The following is an 18,240-nucleotide window of genomic DNA, read 5'->3' as shown; positions in this document are numbered from 1 at the left end:
ATGAAGAAGAATATCCCACTTGTGGCAGTTGTTGCCTTGGTAGGTTGTGAGCAGGAAACGGTACCAGAGGCGAGTGCGATCACGTGCGCGCCAGTTGCCTTTCAGCAGACCATCAGCGAGCTGAGCCGAGAATCGAACCGAAAAGCCTTTACCGAAGCCTGCCGGTCGTTCGAGAAGGCCCAACGCATGCGGGAATGGGAGTTCGAACCCAGCTCCCCCGACAGATATTGAGGGAGGGCGTTGCATGAAACGATTCGCTTTTGGTGGTTTGAGCGTGATAGCCGTAGTCATGCTGTCCGATACCGCAATGGCTCAGGAGCTATCCAGCAGCAACATCATGGATGATGTGTTGGACCGCTTTCATTTCGCGGCATCAACGTGGGGGCCTGCCATAGAAGCGGCCGCCAGTCGGTTGTTCTGGTCCCTGGTAGTAATCTCGATGGTCTGGACGTTCGGAATGATGGCGCTGCGCAAGGCCGACATTGGTGAGTTCTTTGCCGAGCTTGTTCGTTTCACCATCTTTACAGGCTTTTTCTGGTGGTTGCTGACGAACGCGACTCAGGGCATGAACATCGCGGGAACCATCGTACAGTCATTGCAATCCCTAGGGGCACAAGCCGGTGGCCTCTCCAACGGCAACTTGGGGCCGTCCAGCATCCTCGATATCGGTTTTGAACTGTACGACCAGACGGTGAAGGCTACGTCAGAGTTGAGCTGGAAACAGTTTGCTACTGCGTTGGTGATGGAAGGTATGGCCTTGGCCATATTACTGGTGTTGGCGATTATCTCCGTCAACCTGCTCCTGCTGCTAGCCGCTAGTTGGATACTGCTTTATGCGGGAGTGTTTTTCCTGGGGTTTGGCGGCTCCCGTTGGACATCAGACATGGCGATCAACTATTACAAGGCCATTCTCGGCATAGCAGCTCAGTTGATGGCAATGGTGCTCCTGGTCGCCATCGGTAGGGAGTTTATTACTCACTACTACTCGCAGATGAGCGAGAACATGGCGTCCCAGGAGTTGGTCGTGATGCTGGTCGTTTCGGTGATCCTGCTATTTCTGGTTAACAAGATTCCACCGATGATTTCCGGCCTGGTGTCGGGTGGCAGTGTGGGAGCAATGGGCATTGGGTCATTCGGTGCCGGTGCTGCGGTAGGCGCAGCCATGACAGCGGCAGGTATGGCCCTCACGGCGGGCAAGATGGCTGGGAGCGCAATGTTGGGCGGTGCGGCGAATGCAGTAGGTGGCGGGTCAGCCATCAAGGCTGCCTTCGAGAAGGCCCAGTCCAATATGTCTGGGTCTGGAGCCGACGTGCCGAGCTTTGGCACTGGAGGTGACAGCAGCGGTGGTGGGAGTGGCAGCAGCTCCACCGGAGATGAAGCTGGCACCGGTGACACCCCATTTGCGCAGGCGGCTGGTTTCGCTGGTTCTGGCTCCCGATCTGGTGGCGATAGCGGATTCAAGCGAGCAGTATCCTTGGGAGCAGGAACGGCTGGCGAGCTAGCTAAAGGGGTTGGGTCGAAGATGGCTGGGAAGTTCCAGGGCAAGGTTGATCAAACCGCTGGGGGCCGCATGGCGTCCTCCATCCGCGCGAGCATGGAGCCGGAAGGGGATAGTGAGGTTGTGGAAGCGGATGATTCTGCTCCCTCATTCGAAAGCGACAGCCTGGGCGGTAGTGAACACCAGCAGGACCGTAGCGACGAGATCGCTCGCTTTGTGAACCGTGGCCAGCAGGACACCTAAGGAGACCCCACGATGAAACAACGCCATTTTATGGTAGCCCTGGATATGCTCGACGAAGCGCATGAAGCCCACACTGAAGCCGCTGTTTTACCGGCTGTCGAGCTATCGGCCGAGGGGGAGAGGAACGCTGAGTCAGAGATTGCCGCCTTTGTGAACCGTCCGGCCCACGCGGGCCGAGAAGAAACACCGCGCAGCACGTACACTAGCAACGATGTGGAAGCTGGAACCGGAAGAACCCCGTTTTCAGAGGCGGCGGGATTTTCCGATACTGGCTTCTAACATCATGGGAGCCATTGACCAGCGATAGCTCAGGCGGCCAATGGCCGCCTTTCAGCCAGGAGGAGGAGGACATGGACGAACAGACACGCCGACAAAGGCGGAAAGAGCTGGAAACCAAGACCGTCGAGCAGGTCGGCGAGACGCACCCAGAAGGCGGGGAGCCGGAGGTTCGGTGGCTGACTTCCGAAGAGCTGGACGAACTGCGGCGAGATATGAAAGATGCATCCGCTTGGGCCCGGGCTGAGTTGAAGCGGCGTAGGGAGGGCGAGTTGTCAAACTCAAGGCGGTTTGGTGAGAATTGATGGCACCTATCACGGCCTCGGCTTTCTGACCATGCTTAGACGCAGGATTCATGACGTTCTGTCCCGCCACTTGGAATTGCGCCAACTCCGTAAGGCTGCTCAGTCCCATAGAAGCCCAGAGTTACCAGCGCTCGTGAAGGTTGACCCATTTGAAGCAGTATGGCGGGTTTCAATACCGAATTGCGAGCCACGCTTTATGTCGGTTAGCTTTGGTGCAATCGACCACAAGTTCTTTGTTGTGCATTTGGATGCTGAACGCTTCTATCACGCATGGCTTAAGGCCAGCCCAGCGATAACAAGGCGTCATGGTTCAGACTGTATTTGCCGTTCTCAGATGCCTTCCGACTACAAGCCCAAATGGGCAGTTGATGGCTTTTCTCATGGCGTAAATAACCCTGTGCCCTTGGCTGAGGCAGGAGCCCATGTCGACACCAGTGGGCGGCTACACTTGGACTTTACCAACGGAGTAACACGTACCTTCTGGCTTCTGGCTAACCGCTGTCCTGCCTTCCCCGTGGAAGTGTATGGCGCAGACAGCGCCAGTCTGCTGCACCATGTCGCTGGTATTGGTCCTGAACCACAGTCTCTAGCTGAAGTGTTCTCCAACGCTCAGCCGTATTTTCTATAAACAACAGCTTGGCCATCGAACAATCAGTTGAAAGCGATGCGAACCAACTGTCCTTGGGAGGACTGCACTCAAGGGCATGGGGCTTATCATCGAGCCCCCTTCCTGTTGATAGCCAATGGCCTGAACAGACGTGTCCCCAAAGACCAGAGGCGAGCTAAGTGCATCGCGACTTTTGTCGACTCCAAGCCGCCAATGAAGACAGAACGGCACGAGCTCCAGGAGAAGCTCGCGGGGCGGCTGCAGCGTGCCCCAGTGCACCTGGGGAGAGAGGAGAGCAAGGAGCTGGATAGTCAAGACGAACGGTAGGCGCGACTTGGTAGACTCACTTGCCAGTGATTTGGTGCTATAGCCTTGCAGCGTCGCCACTGCCCGAGAGCGTGCCTGGCTGTGTATGATATGGCCCTCCAGACAATATCGGTATCTGAGCGCGGGGAGCATCATGAACACGGAGAGTCACTCTCAGCTGGCGGCCTTCATCTGGTCCGTGGCGGATCTGCTGCGCGGCGATTTCAAGCAGTCTCAGTATGGCCGCATCATTCTGCCCTTCACCCTGCTGCGGCGCCTGGAGTGCGTGCTGGAGCCCACCAAGGCCGAGGTGCTCAACGCCGCCCACGCCCACCAGGCCAAGCCCGAGGCGGTGCGCGAGAAGCTGCTACTGCGCGCCGCGGATCAGCCGTTCTTCAACGCCTCACCGCTCACCCTGGGTACGCTCTCTGACACCCAGACCGCCGACGACCTGATGAGCTACGTGCAGTCGTTCAGCCAGGACGCCCGGGAGATCTTCGAACACTTCGAGTTCGAGGGCTTCGTCCAGCAGCTCGGGGCCAACAACCTGCTCTACCAGGTGGTGCAGCGCTTCGCCGCCATCGACATGAGCCCGCAGCGGCTGACCAACTACGGCATGGGCCTGGTCTTCGAGGAGCTGATCCGCAAGTTCGCCGAGAGCTCCAACGAGACGGCGGGGGAACACTTCACCCCGCGCGACATCGTCCACCTGACCACCTCCCTGGTGCTCACCGGCCAGGACGACAAGCTTCGTCCCCACGGCATCGTCACCGTCTATGACCCCACGGCTGGTACCGGTGGCTTCCTTTCCGAGAGCGACGAGTACATCCAGCAAGTCAGCCGGGACGTCACTGTCTCGCTGCATGGCCAGGAGCTCAACCCAGAGTCCTACGCCATCTGCAAGGCCGACATGCTGATCAAGGGCCAGGCGGTGGAGCAGATCAAGCTCGGCAATACACTCAATGACGACCAGCTCCCCGCCGAACGCTTCGACTACATGCTCTCCAACCCGCCGTTCGGTGTGGAGTGGAAGAAGGTACAGAAAGAGGTTGCTGCCGAGCACAAGCAGAAGGGCTACGATGGCCGCTTCGGCCCCGGCCTGCCGCGGGTCTCCGACGGCTCGCTGCTGTTCCTGATGCACCTGGTGAGCAAGATGCGCTCCCGCCAGGAGGGCGGCTCGCGTATCGGCATCATCCTCAACGGCTCGCCGCTGTTCACCGGCGGCGCCGGCAGCGGCGAGTCCGAGATCCGCCGCTACCTGCTGCAGCACGATTTGGTGGAGGCTATCGTCGGCTTGCCCACCGACATGTTCTACAACACCGGCATCGCCACCTACGTGTGGATCCTCTCCAACCACAAGCCGGCCGAGCGCCGTGGCCAGGTGCAGTTGATCAACGCCACCAGCCGGGCCAGCAAGATGCGCAAGTCGCTGGGCAGCAAGCGCCAGTTCGTCGCCGACCGCGACATCGAGGAGATCGTGCGCCTCTACGGCGCCTTCGAGGAGAACGAGGAGAGCAAGCGCTTCCCGGTGGAGGCCTTCGGCTACCGGCGGATTACCGTGGAGCGCCCGCTACGCCTCAATTTCCAGGCCAGCGCCGAGCGCCTGGCCCGGCTCGACGACGAGAAGCCGATCCAGAGGCTCGAGGAGGGCGAGCGCGAGGTCCTCAAGGCCGCCTGCACCACCCTCGACCCTGAGCCGTTCACCAACCGCGACGCCTTCATCAAGGCGCTGAAGGCCGCCCTGAAGGCGGCTGGCCTCAAGGTCGGCGCCCCGGTGCAGAAGGCCATTCTCAACGCCCTCTCCGAGCGCGACCCTGAGGCGGACATCTGCCTGGACAAGAAGGGCAACCCCGAGCCCGACACCGGCCTGCGCGATAACGAGAACGTGCCGCTGGACGAGCCAGTCTTCGACTACTTCGAGCGTGAGGTGAAGCCCCACGTCCCCGACGCCTGGATCGATGAGGACAAGCGCGACCCGTTGGACGGCCGAATCGGCATCGTCGGCTTCGAAATCCCCTTCAACCGGCACTTCTATAATTTCACGCCGCCGCGCCCGCTGGAAGAGATCGACGCCGACCTCAAGGCCTGCACAGACCGGATCAAGCAGATGATCGAGGAGCTGTCGGCATGAGGAAGGGCGGCGCTCAGCCTTGTCTTACCCAGTCATTGACAGTGCAGAGGGCATGCCCTAGCATGTCGGGTAACACACCCGCCATGCCTCTCACTGAAGCACACTTTGGCGGGTTTTTTGCGTCTGGAGGTCGGGCATGAGCGACTTCCACAAGCCTGCACACAGCATTGAAGAGCAGATCGCGACGCTATGCAGCCGTGGCCTGGCGATACCCGACGAGGCTCGGGTGCGTCACTACCTGGCCAATATCAGCTACTTCCGCCTTTCAGCCTACACGCGTCCCTTCTACCAGCCAGGCCTCCAGGAGCATCGTTTTCTGGAGGACACCTCCTTCGAGGATGTGCTGAGGCTCTATGTGTTCGATCGTGAGCTCCGCCTGCTGCTGCTTGATGCCATCGAACGGCTGGAAGTCGCGCTACGCGCTCAGTTGACCAACACCCTGGCTGAGCACCATGGCCCTCACGGCTACCTGGATCCCGAGATCTTCGATACCCGCTACAACCATGGATGGCTGTTGGAGAAGCTGGAGAACGCGGCCAAGGGACGAGAGATCGAGACCTTCCTGGCGCACTATCGCACGAAGTACCGATCAGCCCCCAATCAGCCGCCCATCTGGATGGCGGTGGAGCTGCTGACCTTCAAGGAAGTCTCGACCCTGCTGGCCAAGCTGCGGCTTCCCAAGGATACCCAGCGCATCGAGCGGCACTTCGGTTGGAAGATGCCGGTGCTGCGATCTTGGTTCCGCAGCCTGTCCGACTTGCGCAACGTCTGTGCCCACCATGGCCGAGTGTGGAACCGTGAGTTTGGTAGCCGTCCCGAGATGCCGAGAAAGGTTCCGGTCGGCTGGCCGAGCATCCCCGGTAGCATCGAGACGGGGTCTCATGAGCACCCCGAGCAGCGTCTCGACCCTCGAAGGCGCCTGTACCTCCAGCTCGTGGTGATCGAGTCGCTGATGCAGGTCGTGTCGCCTACCAGCCAGTGGGCTGAGCGACTGGTGACACTGCTGGATCACTATCCCCAGGTCTCACGTCCACATATGGGTTTCCCTGGGCATTGGGATACGGAGCCTTTCTGGCGAGAAGCAGTGATGAACGCAAGAGAGGGGGCAAAGGCATGACTTTCCCGAAATACCCCGAATACAAGGACTCCGGCGTCGAATGGTTGGGAGAGGTGCCGGCGCATTGGGAAAAACTAAAGCTCAGCCTGATTTCGATTGAGAAGTGTGATGGTCCATTCGGGTCTGCGATAAAGTCTGAGCATTACCGTGATAATGGTGTGCGTGTCATTCGGTTGCAAAATATAAAGAAATATTTCTTCAATGGAGAAGATGCAGCTTATATCGATGCTGACTATTACCGCCAGCAAATAGCTAAGAGCGATGTGATTGGTGGCGACCTCCTCGTTGCTGGGCTAGGTGATGATAATAACGCAGTAGGGCGTGCTTGTGTTGCCCCATACAGTATTGCTCCTGCAATGGTTAAAGCCGACTGCTTCAGGTTCAGGCTGGATACTAAGCGGGCGTTCCCTGATTTTTTGGCATATCAGCTTTCAGCCGGTGCAGAGGCTGATGCAGGTTTACTTTCAACAGGTTCAACTCGTTCTCGAATTCCATTGTCCACGATGGGGGGAAGAATAGTAGCTCTACCACCAAGTCATGAGCAGGTGGAAGTATCTGCTTTTCTGGATTACGAAACCGCCCGCATCGACGCCTTGGTGGAGGAGCAGCAGCGCCTGATCGAGCTGCTCAAGGAAAAGCGCCAGGCGGTGATCTCCCATGCCGTCACCAAGGGGCTGGATCCTGATGTGCCGATGAAGGACTCCGGTGTGGAGTGGCTGGGAGAAGTGCCGGTGCATTGGGAAGTAGCCCCTCTTGGCTTGCTTTCACGCCAAATCCAAACTGGTCCGTTTGGTAGCCAACTTCATTCACACGAATATGTTGAAGGTGGCGTTCCAGTCATCAACCCCTCCAACATTGTTGATGGGGAAATTTTGCCTGACCCGTCATCCACCGTAACTCAAGAAGTTGTTGAGCGGTTGACTCATCAGCGGTTGTCTGAGGGTGAGGTAGTGGTTGGTCGCCGAGGCGAAATGGGTCGCTGTGCAGTAGTCTCATCAGAAGAGTCGGGGTGGTTGTGTGGAACAGGGTCGATGAAAATTTTATTGAGTGAGCGTGCAGATCCTGACTTTGTTTCCATGTTTATCCGGACCCCTCTGGTTCGAGGCCTGCTTCAAATCGAATCGGTTGGTTCGACCATGGATAATCTCAATCCTGAAATATTGTCACGGATTCGAGTCCCTGTTCCTCCTATTGAAGAGCAGCGTGATTTGGTAGAAAAGGTCAGGTTGACTGAAAGGAAAACACAACGACTTATCAGCGAAGCCTTACAAGGCAGTGAGTTGCTCCAAGAACGTCGCTCCGCGCTGATCTCCGCCGCCGTCACCGGCAAGATCGACGTGCGCGGCTGGCAGCCGCCTGAGGGCTCAACGGCATCCAGCGAGGCCACGCAAACGGAGATGGTATGACGCAAGGACGCAGCATCCGACTCTTCCTGGTGGACGGTACACCTAACGGCCTGCTGACCGCCGAGATCATGAACTGGACCGGTCACGTGCTCACCGGGCCGCGCAGCAAGCTCAGAGAGCTGGTCCAGCGCCCAGAGTGCGGCCGCACCGGGATCTATTTCCTGGTGGGGACGGACCCCGAGGGAAGTCTACGACCGATGGTCTATATCGGAGAAAGCGACGACGTCGGGGCCCGCCTCAAGCAACACCAGCGTCCGGAGGATAAGGGCGGCAAGGATTTCTGGGAGAGAGTCTGCCTGGTTACCAGCAAGGATCAGAACCTGACCAAGGCTCACGTGAAGTACCTGGAGAGCCTGCTGATCAAGAACGCCGGCGAGGTCGGCCGCTGCAAGCTGATCAACGGCACCGCTCACGAGTACATCGGCTTGCCCGAGTCCGACCGCGCCGACATGGCCTTCTTCATGGAGCAGGTACGCACCGTGCTGCCGGTTCTGGGGCTGGACTTTCTGCGTGATGCCACAAAGCCATCTGCCGCTACTGGAACACCCGATCCCCAAGATGCTCAGGCCTCGCCACGGTTCGTCCTGGAAGCCTCCAGACACGGGATCAAAGCCGTGGGGCAGGAAGTGGATGGTGAGTTCTTCGTATTGGAAGGCTCTCTGGCCCGGCGTGAATGGGCGGGCCCTTACCACAGCTATCAGAAGCAGCATGCCCAGCTCTGTGAGGAGGGGGTGCTCGTCGATGATGGCAATGGTCTGCGGCGTTTCACCAAGGACTATGCCTTCTCCAGCCCCAGTGCTGCAGCCGCCATCGTGGTGGGGCGCGCGGCCAACGGCCGAATCGATTGGAAGGTCGCGGGCAGCGGCCTCTCCTATGGCGAGTGGCAAGACCAGCAGGTCAGCGCCGCCGCTCCATCGGTGGAGCAGTCCCCGAGCTGACGTAATGCCGCAAGCTCCATTTTGTCGCGGCGGCGAGAGCACGGTTTAGAAATAAACGTGAAAACGGCCTCAGCGGCCGTTTTCGTTACGCGATATAAACCTGGGAGTGCGAAGGCTTACTCACCTTCCTCGATCGATATGCCACTCAAGTGCGGAAGCAGGCTTCCCTGACATTCATTTGTGGCACTGCCTCCAGTGGATGAGGCATCGTCCTAAGTAGCCTTCTCCTTGTATCCCTGAAGCGCTAGGCTGTTACGCATAATTACGCCAAGCGCAGGGGATAACATGGCGGACAGCAGGGAAGCCCGCTTCCAGCAGGACATCATCGAGGCCATGACGGTCCATGGCTGGAAGGCCGGCACGGCCGGCGGCTACGATCGCGTCTCGGCGCTCTATACCGAGGACCTGCTCGGCTACGTGCGGGAGGCCTGGCCCGAGCGCTGGGAGAAGTTCTGCAAGTCCAATCCCCAGGCGCCGGAGCAGGTGTTCGTGCAGAAGGTGGTCCGCGAGCTGGACCGGGCCGGCACCCTGGAGGTACTGCGCCATGGCTTCAAGGTGCCGGGGGTGAAGTTCGACCTGTGCAGCTTCCAGCCCGACCACGGTATGAATCCCGATTCCCTGTCCCGCTATCGCGCCAACCGCCTGCGGGTGGTGCCCGAGGTCTCCTACTCGCCCCACGCCCGCGAGAAGGGCAAGGGCGGTGGCGACAGCTACAACCCCCGCCTCGACCTGGTGCTGTTCGTCAACGGCATTCCCACCGCCACCCTGGAGCTCAAGAGCCAGTTCAAGCAGACGGTGGAGAACGCCAAGCGGCAGTATCGCCAGGATCGCCCGATCAAGGATCCCGTCACGCGCAAGCCTGAGCCGCTGCTGGCCTTCAAGCGCGGCGCCCTGGTGCATTTCGCGGTGAGCCAGGCCGAGGTGGCGATGACCACCAAGCTGGCCGGCAAGGAGACCTTCTTCCTGCCCTTCAACCGTGGGACGGAGGAGGGCGGCGCCGGCAACCCGCCCGCACCGGACGAGCACAGCTACGCCACCGCCTACCTGTGGGAAGAGGTGTTTGCCCCGGACGCCTGGCTGAAGGTGCTCGGCCGCTTCCTGCACCTGGAGAAGAAGACCAGCGAAGATTTCCACGGCCGACGCCAGACCAAGGAGACGTTGATCTTTCCCCGCTATCACCAGTGGGAAGTGGTCAACCGTCTGATACAGGCCTCCCTGGCCGAAGGGCCGGGACGGCGCTACCTGGTGCAGCACAGTGCCGGTTCTGGCAAGTCCAACTCCATCGCCTGGTGTGCCCACCAGCTGGCCAACCTCTACGCCGAGGGTGGGAAGAAGCTGTTCAACTCGGTGATCGTGGTTACCGACCGCACGGTGCTCGACAGCCAGCTCCAGGAGACCATCTACCAGTTCGAGCATGCCCGCGGCGTGGTGCGGCCCATCACCCGCGACGACGGCAGCCAGAGCAAATCGGAGCAGCTCGCCGAGGCCCTGGCCAGTAACACCCGCATCATCATCGTCACCATCCAGACCTTCCCGGCGCTGTTCGATGCCTTGGACAAGCGCCCGCAGCTCGCCGAGGGCCACTACGCGGTGATCGCCGACGAGGCCCACTCCTCGCAGACCGGCAGCTCGGCCAGCAAGCTCAAGGCCCTGCTGGCGGCTGCGGGAGAGGCCTCAGAGGGCGATGATGATGAGATCAGCGCCGAGATGATGCTCGATGCCGCCGTGGCCTCACGCCGCCCGAGCGAGCGCATCAGCTACTACGCCTTCACCGCCACCCCCAAGGCCAAGACCCTGGAGCTGTTCGGCCGTCCGCCGGATCCCGATCTGCCGGCCGGCGCCGACAACAAGCCCGAGCCGTTCCATCTCTACTCGATGCGCCAGGCCATCGAGGAGGGTTTCATTCGTGATGTGTTGAAGAATTACGTCACCTATAAGACTGCCTGGAGGATCGCCAATCCCGCTGGTGAGGAGCAGGAGGTGGATGCCAAGAAGGCCTCACGCACCCTGGCCAAGTGGGTTCGGCTGCATCCCCATAATATTGGCCAACGTGTCCAGATCATCGTTGAACACTATCGTGATAACGTCCGCCACCTGCTCGATGGTCAGGCCAAGGCCATGGTGGTTACCGCCAGTCGTCAGGAGGCGGTGCGCTACCAGCTGGCCATGCGGAAGTACATCGAGGAGCAGGGCTACGCGGACGTCCATCCCATGGTGGCCTTCTCTGGCAGCGTGCCGCCCGATGAGGAGATTCCAGAGGAGGTCACCGAGACCAGCCAGTTGCTCAATCCCGGGCTGAAAGGCCGCGACCTGGCCGAGGCGTTCGATACCGACGACTACAACGTGATGATCGCCGCCAACAAGTTCCAGACCGGCTTCGACCAGCCAAAGCTGTGCGCCATGTACGTGGACAAGAAGCTGCGTGATGTGGACTGCGTGCAGACCCTCTCGCGGCTCAACCGGCTGTTCCCCGGTAAGCAGACCTTCATCCTCGACTTCTACAACGCCGAGCAGGAGATCCTCGACGCTTTCGCGCCCTACTACCGCAAGGCCGAGCTGGCCGATGTCTCCGATCCCAACGTGGTCTACGACCTGCAGCGCACCCTGGACGCCAGCGGCATCTACCACTGGCCCGAGGTGGAAGCCTTCGCCAAGGCCTTCTTCGATCCCAAGGCGCCGGCCTCCAGCCTCAGCTACCATTGCCGCCCCGCTCAGGACCGCTTCAAGCAGCGCTACCAGCTGGCCATGGAGCAGCTCCAGGTCTGGAAGGAGGCTCGCCAGGCCGCCGAACAGAACGGCGACGACAAGGGCCTGAAGCGCGCCGAGCAGGAGCTCAAGGAGGCCGGCACCACCCGCGACGAGCTCGACCTGTTCCGCAAGAACCTGCAGAGCTTCGTGCGCACCTATGAATTCCTCAGCCAGATCGTCACCTTCGACGATCCCGGGCTGGAGCAGCTCTGCGTCTTCGCCCGCCATCTCCACCCGCTGCTGCGCACCGACCGGCTGCTGGAGGAGGAGAGCATCGACGTCAGTGAGCTGGAGTTGACCCACTACCGCCTCACCAAGCGGGAGGAGAAGCGCCTGCGCCTCGAGGAAGCTGAGGGTGACTATGGCCTCACCCCGGTCAGCGAAGTGGGCTCAGGCAAGCCACATGATCTGGAGAAACAGCGCCTAGCCGAGATCATCGACCGTCTCAATGATCTCTATGGCGCCGAGGTCAGCGACGACGACAAGCTGCACTTCGCCAACGGCATCGCCGACCGTATCGAGCGCGACGAAGCGGTGATGGCCCAGGTGCGCAACCACAGCGAAGACCAGGTGATGCACGGCCTGTTCCCTAAGAAGGTGGCCGACGCCGTTCTCGACGCCTTGAGCGACCACGAGAAGCTCAGCATGCCGCTGCTGGAGGATGAAAAGATAGGCAGGCAGTTTGCGCGGCTGATTCTCAAATTGCTGGCGGGAAGAAGCGGACGAGATGTGCAGCCAGGTACGTGATTTTTCATATAATTATTAATGAGTAGCTGTCCCCCGGTTATTCTCAATTATTGCAATTTTTGGGGGCTTCGGGATGTGCGCGGAATCAAGCAGTCATTAAACAGAGGGGTGTGAGATATGACCAACCTAGTCCATAGCCGGACGGGGTCACTTTGGCGCCGATGGGATCTTCACATTCATGCTCCGGGCACAAAGCTCAGTAACGCGTACGGCAGTGGAACGGATGAATCAGTCTGGGACCGTTATCTTGATGAGCTGGAGAAATCTCCGGTTGATGTTTTTGGTATAACAGATTATTTCTGTTGTGATACATACTTTGAGCTAATAAAACGATTTAAAAGTAGACATCCTGAGTCTAATAAAATATTTTTTCCGAATCTGGAGCTTCGCCTTTCAGAATCTATAAGTAAGGATGGTGGTCACCCGAATATTCATATTATTTTTAGCAATGATACAGCGCATTGTGGCGAAGATAGAATAAATCGTTTCCTATCTAGTCTTAATACTCAGAGTATAGACGATGCTAATATAAAAAGGCGCTGCTGTGATCTGAAGTCTGAATCTGATTTTGAGTCAGCAACCGTGACCTTGGATGGTGTGCTAGGCGCACTTAATGAGGCTTTTGGTAGCACAAAGCCTTACCTTCTGGCCTTTCCGGCAAATAATGACGGCTTACGATCCACTGATAGTTCATCACCAAGAAAAGTTACTCTGGCAGATCGCATTGATAGAGAGTGTGATATATTTTTTGGTAACGCCGGCAATAAAGATTTTTTACTGCGCACAGATCGGTATAAATCAGGAGAGTCTCTTCCAAAGCCTGTGGTTTCAGGGAGCGATGCACACTCCTTTAATGACCTTGAGCGTTTGAGTGGCGATGTTTCAGGCTATCCACCGACTTGGATTAAAGCCGACTTCACTTTCAGAGGACTGCAACAGATCACTTACGAACCTGAGTCTAGGGTTTATATCGGTGCCACACCTGATGTGCTTATTAGACAGGAGCAAGACGGAACAAAGTTTCTTAAATCTCTTGTTGTCAATCAGGTTGATGAATATCACGAGAAAAACGGAGAATGGTTCAAAAACGTTGAACTCTCTCTTAATCCTGAGTTGGTCGCAGTTATTGGGAATAAGGGAAGTGGCAAGAGCGCCTTGGTAGATATTCTTGGGTTACTAGGGAATAGCCGACAAGAAGCATATTTCTCGTTTTTGACTGATCAGGCAAAAAGTAAAAAATTCAGGCAGAGAGGCTATGCCGAGAATTTTTACGCCTCCATTACTTGGCTTGCTAATAAAATAGAGAGAAAGCTGCTGAGTGACTATGGTGATAAAGATAAACCTGAAACGGTCAGATATCTCCCGCAGAACTACTTTGAGCAGCTTACAAACGAAATCGAGATTGAAAAGTTTAGGTATGAGATTGAAGAGGTCGTTTTCTCCCATGTAGATGAGACTGAGAAACTCGGAAAGTCAACTTTTCCTGAGCTTGAGGCGGAAAAAACACTTCAAAGCAAACATGAGACTAGCAGTTTCAAACAGCATCTTCGGGAGCTTAATGAGGAGATAGTACGACTTGAAGAGCAATCTTCTTCACAGTATCGTCGACAATTAGAGTCAGAAATAGCCGCCAAAAAGCAAGAGCTTGAAGCACTCGATGGAGCTAAACCGAAAGAGGTTCCGAAGCCGGATGCTCACGACGCCAAACAAGCCGCTCTTGCAAAAAAAGTAGACGATCTCACGTCTTTGTTATCAGACCTTTCTAATACAGGGCATAAAACTGTATCTGAGATATCCGACCTCAAAACCAGGTTGCAAAATGCAATTTCATTACGGGAGAGTCTTTCTTCGCTCGTTTCTGGTTTTTACGAGAAACTATCTGAGTTACATACTAAGTTCTCGGCGCTTGAGTTGAGCTCCGATAGTGTTGTTACTATTTCATCGGACTTTAATCCGATAGACGAAAAAATCAAATATCTTAATCAAAGGGTTAAGGATTTAGAGCAATATAACAACCCGGTGTTTGATGATTCAACGGACTATACGGTTGTAAAAACGTTGCCCGATCTTCGCGCAGCATACACCCATGTCAATAAAGAAGTTGAAAAACTAAAGGAGCAACTAGGAACTCCTCAGCGACGCTATCAGGCATTCATCGAGCGCGTACACGAATGGGAGAACAAGCGTCAAGAAATTGTCGGTGATAGTGAAGATCCAAAGCCAGAAACATTGAGCTACCTTGCTAATAAGCTGAGGTTTGTCGATGAAGTGGTAAAAGGCGAATTAGAGGAAAAGAAAAACGCGCGTCGCGAAGTTGTCAGGAAGATATTTTCTAGCAAAGATCAGGTTCTTCAATTTTATTCTGATCTAAAGAGTAGTGTGGAAGCTCGCCTTGTAGCCGTAAGGAAAGAAGGTTTTGAGATTGAGATAGATGCCTCTTTTGTTGTTGACAATGACTTTGTTCGAGAATTCCTTAATCACATTAACCAGCGGAAAAGGGGGCCCTTTAGAAATAATCATGAGGCACTTCAAGAAGTCAGTCGCCGTATTCAGGAAACAGACTGGAGTGATTGCGATGCCGTTATAACATTTTGTGAAGATTTGATCAATTATATGCGATTTTCGGGTGGCACTGGTGCTGAGGAGTTGAAAGTTTCTGACCAAGCGCACGACGTAAAAGAGCTATATGATTTTCTCTTCTCAATTGATTATTTGTCATCGAGATATGAGTTGCGCTTGGGAGGTAAAAATCTCAATGAGCTGTCCCCTGGAGAGAAGGGGCTTCTTTTGCTGATTTTCTACCTCCAGTTGGATCGGAAAAATACACCTCTCATTATAGATCAGCCTGAGGATAATCTTGACAATGATAGTATTTTCAAAGTTCTAGCAACTTGTATCAGGGATGCCAAAAAGCATCGGCAGGTTGTACTAGTGACTCATAACCCAAACCTAGCCGTTGGGGCAGACGCAGAGCAGATCATATACGTAAACCTAGAGAAATCGAGAAACTATAAGTTTTCCTATGAGTCTGGTTCAATTGAAAATCCAAAAATTAATCGCCGCATTGTAGACATACTGGAAGGTTCACAGCCAGCATTCGTGAAACGTAGATTAAAGTACGGTATTCAGTGAGGTATACTGGTTGGTCATTGTGCCGGTAGCAGTAAGGGGTGGTAGGAATTCCGCCGGCACTGGAGTTCCATGAACTGTACTCTATCGGGAGAGCAGCCGTTTGGTATTTACCCATTGTGCCTGTTAGGGATTAGCATTGAAAAAATATATAATAGCCGTGAGCTAATATGAATCCATAGTAGATAATTCAGGTATGCCATGGGCTACAGAGAACTCTACCTTATATTAGGCTATTTATTGCCGTAAACACCTAACGTCATTCTGCTTGGTGCGTGGATGACGCACGTCGAGCGTGACATACTACAGCTAGGACTTCAGTAGGCTCGCGCAGGGAAATTGAGGCTTTTCCCCGATATGAAAATTATATACTTTTTGATAAGGAAGTGCTGTGATTGATTATGTTTTGATAGTACCTTTTGGTGAGGAAATCACACCATTTCAAGGTTTTAATTATAAAGTGGCTGATGATGAGTTTATTGGATTGGTCCATGCTGCTAGCTTTTTTCCTATGCATGCCGCAGAGGTTTATATGAGACATGAGCAGCTTGTTGAGTTTAGAAAAGGAGGAGTGGAACGAAGTGTCTACGCAATAGGAGAGCAGACTAGCATAGGTTCATTACTTAATATGCTTGCTGGAATTGTAGTGGTTTTGGCGCCCGAGAAAAACATAGATCATGTGGTAAGTGCTGGAGAGAATATATCTGAAAGGCTCATCATCGTTTCTGATTCAGATGATGAGAGGGTAATAAGACCTTTCGGAGAAGATGGTTTTTTGTTCAATTGCCTGGATGGAAAAATTGATGAAATCTTCAGGAGAAACTTTTTATCTGAGGCGGTTGATTTCAGTAAAATAGAAAGTCTAGAGTTAAGAGGTGAGTATAACGTTCCTGTAGAACTTCCCGCTGTGGCACAGAGTGTTGCCACACCAAATCAAAGGTGCCTATATAGTTTTGGATTTTCGTTAGGAGGACGGGAAGAATTAGATTTCGCGCGCAAAGAAAGTTATGTAGATGCTATTTTAGAGTCTGCGCGGTGTGTGGTCGATAATTGTGGAGGAGAAGATGGAACTCGCGGGGGAGTCGTTATTTATGCGCCCTCAATATACCCAGAACTTTATAATTTTAATCAGAAGTTCTGGAATGACATTATGCGTAAGATAAAATCAACAGCAATTAAATATATGCTGAAAAATGGTGTTATAAGGAATGAAGGTTACTCGGGATTCTCTCTTTCCTTGGAGGAAGGTGAGATGGAGAATCCATATGAACATCCTATTGCAGGGTATATTTTACGTCTCAGACAGCGAGAGCTATCTATTGTTGTCGCAGCTATATCACTTTTCACATCATCTACGATAAGGCCAGCTGTTCGTTTGCCGAACGCAGTGAATTTGTCTTTTTCTATGTTAAGAGAAATAGAAGAGCTCTCTAAGCGGGGAGATGAAAAAGGGAAGAGGAAACTGCAGAAAAAATTCAAAGAATATGAAAAGCATCTTAGGCAGCATATTGGGAAAAAAATAACAGATTATATTTGTGGAGAGTTTAATTCATGCCAACTTTTTGCCGATGTTCCAATAGAGTGGGTTAGATTCGGGAAAGTTCCTTTGATGTTTAGTCATGATCTTTCTAGAATTCCTATGACTCCTGGAAATATGTTAATGCAGTATTGCGCGGTTGGTGGTCAAAAGGTAATATTAGATTCTGATCTGCATGATGTTCTAGTGATTCGTTCTTTCGCAGAAGAAGATGAAATATCAGGTGTCTTGGAGACAGCAGTTGAATGTTTTTTAGGTGGCTCCTCTAAGGTCAAATGTACATTTGTAGATGTTGGTAGTAAAGATGATGTGGTTAAAGCGTTAGACAGCTTTTATGGCAATATTTTGGTATTCGATTGCCATGGCTATCATGGCGGGCCAAAAGAAAATGGATGGCTCTGTATTGGAGATGAAAAGCTAGATACATGGAGCCTTGCCCACAAGACTAGAGTACCGCCCATAGTGTTATTGAGCGCTTGTTTGACCTCAGCGATAGGAGGGTCTCATGCATCTGTAGCCAATGGTTTGATAAGGAGTGGCGCTATAAGTGTTTTAGGTACTTTCCTTCCTGTGGACGCAAGAAAATCTGCATTGTTTGTAGCACGTATTCTTTACCGGCTGGAGGGATACTTGCCAGCACTGAAAGGTCTCGGTTTTGATATGGTCTCATGGCAGAAATTTATTTCTGAGTTTATGAGGATGTCTTATTCTACAGATGTGGTAGATTTTTTGCAGGTTGGGAAAGGGGTTTTGAGTAAAAAGCATAGAAGTGATGTGTTGGTTTATGCTAATAAAGTTATAAATATTGGCGACAATGAGTGGTATGAAAAACTTTTGAGTAAGCTGTCAAATGTTTGTAATATTGCGTCTTCTGATATACAGGGCTGGCTGGAAAATGAAATGCCACTGATGGAAACTATGTACTACTGTCATATAGGCCGCCCTGATAATATAAATATAATGGTTACTGATTCCTAGGGTGGTCCGGATTACTTTTAATTATTGAAGTTTTGAGATTTTGATTTCTTCGAGGGAGCGGGAGATATACTCAAATTTCCTATGATCACATCGGGAAATTTGCGGTGGCCGATTGGAAGACTGCTTTCATGGTACAGCAGCGGTACACACACCAGTTTCGTATGCTATCCTCAACCTTCGCTAACCTACTGATTCCAAAGAACTGTACCTTTCGCTCGATTACGGTTGCTTTTCCTTGTGTGTCAGTAACTTATTGTTTTAAAAGCGAACTCAT

At 54.0% G+C, this 18,240-nt stretch carries 12 protein-coding genes; all 12 read left to right on the top strand.

Going from position 1 to position 18,240, the window contains the following annotated elements; genetic code table 11:
• The 12 genes from trbK (at position 1) to NFI08_RS22240 (ending at position 17,966) form a co-directional block, all read left to right on the top strand.
• On the top strand, positions 1 to 231 hold the full coding sequence (gene trbK, locus NFI08_RS22290; protein ID WP_349591536.1) for an entry exclusion lipoprotein TrbK: 231 nt from the start codon (positions 1 to 3) through the stop codon (positions 229 to 231).
• 13 nt (positions 232 to 244) lie between these two features.
• Entirely contained in the window at positions 245 to 1,741 is a 1,497-nt protein-coding gene (gene trbL, locus NFI08_RS22285) for a P-type conjugative transfer protein TrbL (protein ID WP_349591534.1), read from the top strand.
• A 12-nt stretch (positions 1,742 to 1,753) separates the two neighbouring features.
• Positions 1,754 to 2,020: a hypothetical protein gene (locus NFI08_RS22280; RefSeq protein ID WP_349591532.1), complete on the top strand. Its 267-nt coding sequence runs from the start codon at positions 1,754 to 1,756 to the stop codon at positions 2,018 to 2,020.
• Positions 2,021 to 2,091: 71 nt separating this feature from the next.
• Positions 2,092 to 2,322 carry a hypothetical protein gene (locus NFI08_RS22275; protein WP_349591530.1) on the top strand — a complete coding sequence of 77 codons (231 nt, stop codon included), beginning with the start codon at positions 2,092 to 2,094 and terminating at the stop codon, positions 2,320 to 2,322.
• Between the two features lie 31 nt (positions 2,323 to 2,353).
• Positions 2,354 to 2,950 carry a plasmid fertility inhibition factor family protein gene (locus NFI08_RS22935; protein ID WP_502881152.1) on the top strand — a complete coding sequence of 199 codons (597 nt, stop codon included), beginning with the start codon at positions 2,354 to 2,356 and terminating at the stop codon, positions 2,948 to 2,950.
• A 439-nt stretch (positions 2,951 to 3,389) separates the two neighbouring features.
• Complete coding sequence (locus NFI08_RS22270) at positions 3,390 to 5,366, top strand: type I restriction-modification system subunit M (RefSeq protein WP_349591528.1); 1,977 nt, start codon at positions 3,390 to 3,392, stop codon at positions 5,364 to 5,366.
• Between the two features lie 136 nt (positions 5,367 to 5,502).
• Positions 5,503 to 6,483 carry an Abi family protein gene (locus NFI08_RS22265; protein ID WP_295040070.1) on the top strand — a complete coding sequence of 327 codons (981 nt, stop codon included), beginning with the start codon at positions 5,503 to 5,505 and terminating at the stop codon, positions 6,481 to 6,483.
• Positions 6,480 to 7,889, top strand: coding sequence for a restriction endonuclease subunit S (locus NFI08_RS22260; RefSeq protein WP_349591526.1), 1,410 nt, complete (start codon positions 6,480 to 6,482; stop codon positions 7,887 to 7,889). Before NFI08_RS22265 ends, NFI08_RS22260 begins: the two co-directional genes overlap by 4 nt.
• Entirely contained in the window at positions 7,886 to 8,827 is a 942-nt protein-coding gene (locus NFI08_RS22255; RefSeq protein ID WP_295040074.1) for a GIY-YIG nuclease family protein, read from the top strand. Before NFI08_RS22260 ends, NFI08_RS22255 begins: the two co-directional genes overlap by 4 nt.
• A 285-nt stretch (positions 8,828 to 9,112) precedes the next feature.
• Entirely contained in the window at positions 9,113 to 12,322 is a 3,210-nt protein-coding gene (locus NFI08_RS22250) for a type I restriction endonuclease subunit R (RefSeq protein ID WP_349591523.1), read from the top strand.
• 117 nt (positions 12,323 to 12,439) lie between these two features.
• Positions 12,440 to 15,454, top strand: a complete 3,015-nt coding sequence (locus tag NFI08_RS22245) for a TrlF family AAA-like ATPase (RefSeq protein ID WP_349591521.1) — start codon at positions 12,440 to 12,442, stop codon at positions 15,452 to 15,454.
• Positions 15,455 to 15,842: 388 nt separating this feature from the next.
• Positions 15,843 to 17,966, top strand: coding sequence for a CHAT domain-containing protein (locus tag NFI08_RS22240; protein WP_349591519.1), 2,124 nt, complete (start codon positions 15,843 to 15,845; stop codon positions 17,964 to 17,966).
• Positions 17,967 to 18,240 lie beyond the last annotated feature (274 nt).

This window comes from Halomonas sp. EF61 (assembly GCF_040147045.1).
Lineage (GTDB): Bacteria > Pseudomonadota > Gammaproteobacteria > Pseudomonadales > Halomonadaceae > Halomonas > Halomonas litopenaei.
This window is presented reverse-complemented; position numbering and strand designations above follow the sequence as displayed.

Coding starts and splice junctions, on each gene's coding strand:
- NFI08_RS22280 (WP_349591532.1), top strand. CDS start 1,754: ATGAAACAACGCCATTTTATGGTAGCCCTGGATATGCTCGACGAAGCG.
- trbK (WP_349591536.1), top strand. CDS start 1: ATGAAGAAGAATATCCCACTTGTGGCAGTTGTTGCCTTGGTAGGTTGT.
- NFI08_RS22255 (WP_295040074.1), top strand. CDS start 7,886: ATGACGCAAGGACGCAGCATCCGACTCTTCCTGGTGGACGGTACACCT.
- NFI08_RS22275 (WP_349591530.1), top strand. CDS start 2,092: ATGGACGAACAGACACGCCGACAAAGGCGGAAAGAGCTGGAAACCAAG.
- NFI08_RS22260 (WP_349591526.1), top strand. CDS start 6,480: ATGACTTTCCCGAAATACCCCGAATACAAGGACTCCGGCGTCGAATGG.
- NFI08_RS22265 (WP_295040070.1), top strand. CDS start 5,503: ATGAGCGACTTCCACAAGCCTGCACACAGCATTGAAGAGCAGATCGCG.
- NFI08_RS22270 (WP_349591528.1), top strand. CDS start 3,390: ATGAACACGGAGAGTCACTCTCAGCTGGCGGCCTTCATCTGGTCCGTG.
- NFI08_RS22935 (WP_502881152.1), top strand. CDS start 2,354: ATGCTTAGACGCAGGATTCATGACGTTCTGTCCCGCCACTTGGAATTG.
- NFI08_RS22250 (WP_349591523.1), top strand. CDS start 9,113: ATGGCGGACAGCAGGGAAGCCCGCTTCCAGCAGGACATCATCGAGGCC.
- NFI08_RS22245 (WP_349591521.1), top strand. CDS start 12,440: ATGACCAACCTAGTCCATAGCCGGACGGGGTCACTTTGGCGCCGATGG.
- trbL (WP_349591534.1), top strand. CDS start 245: ATGAAACGATTCGCTTTTGGTGGTTTGAGCGTGATAGCCGTAGTCATG.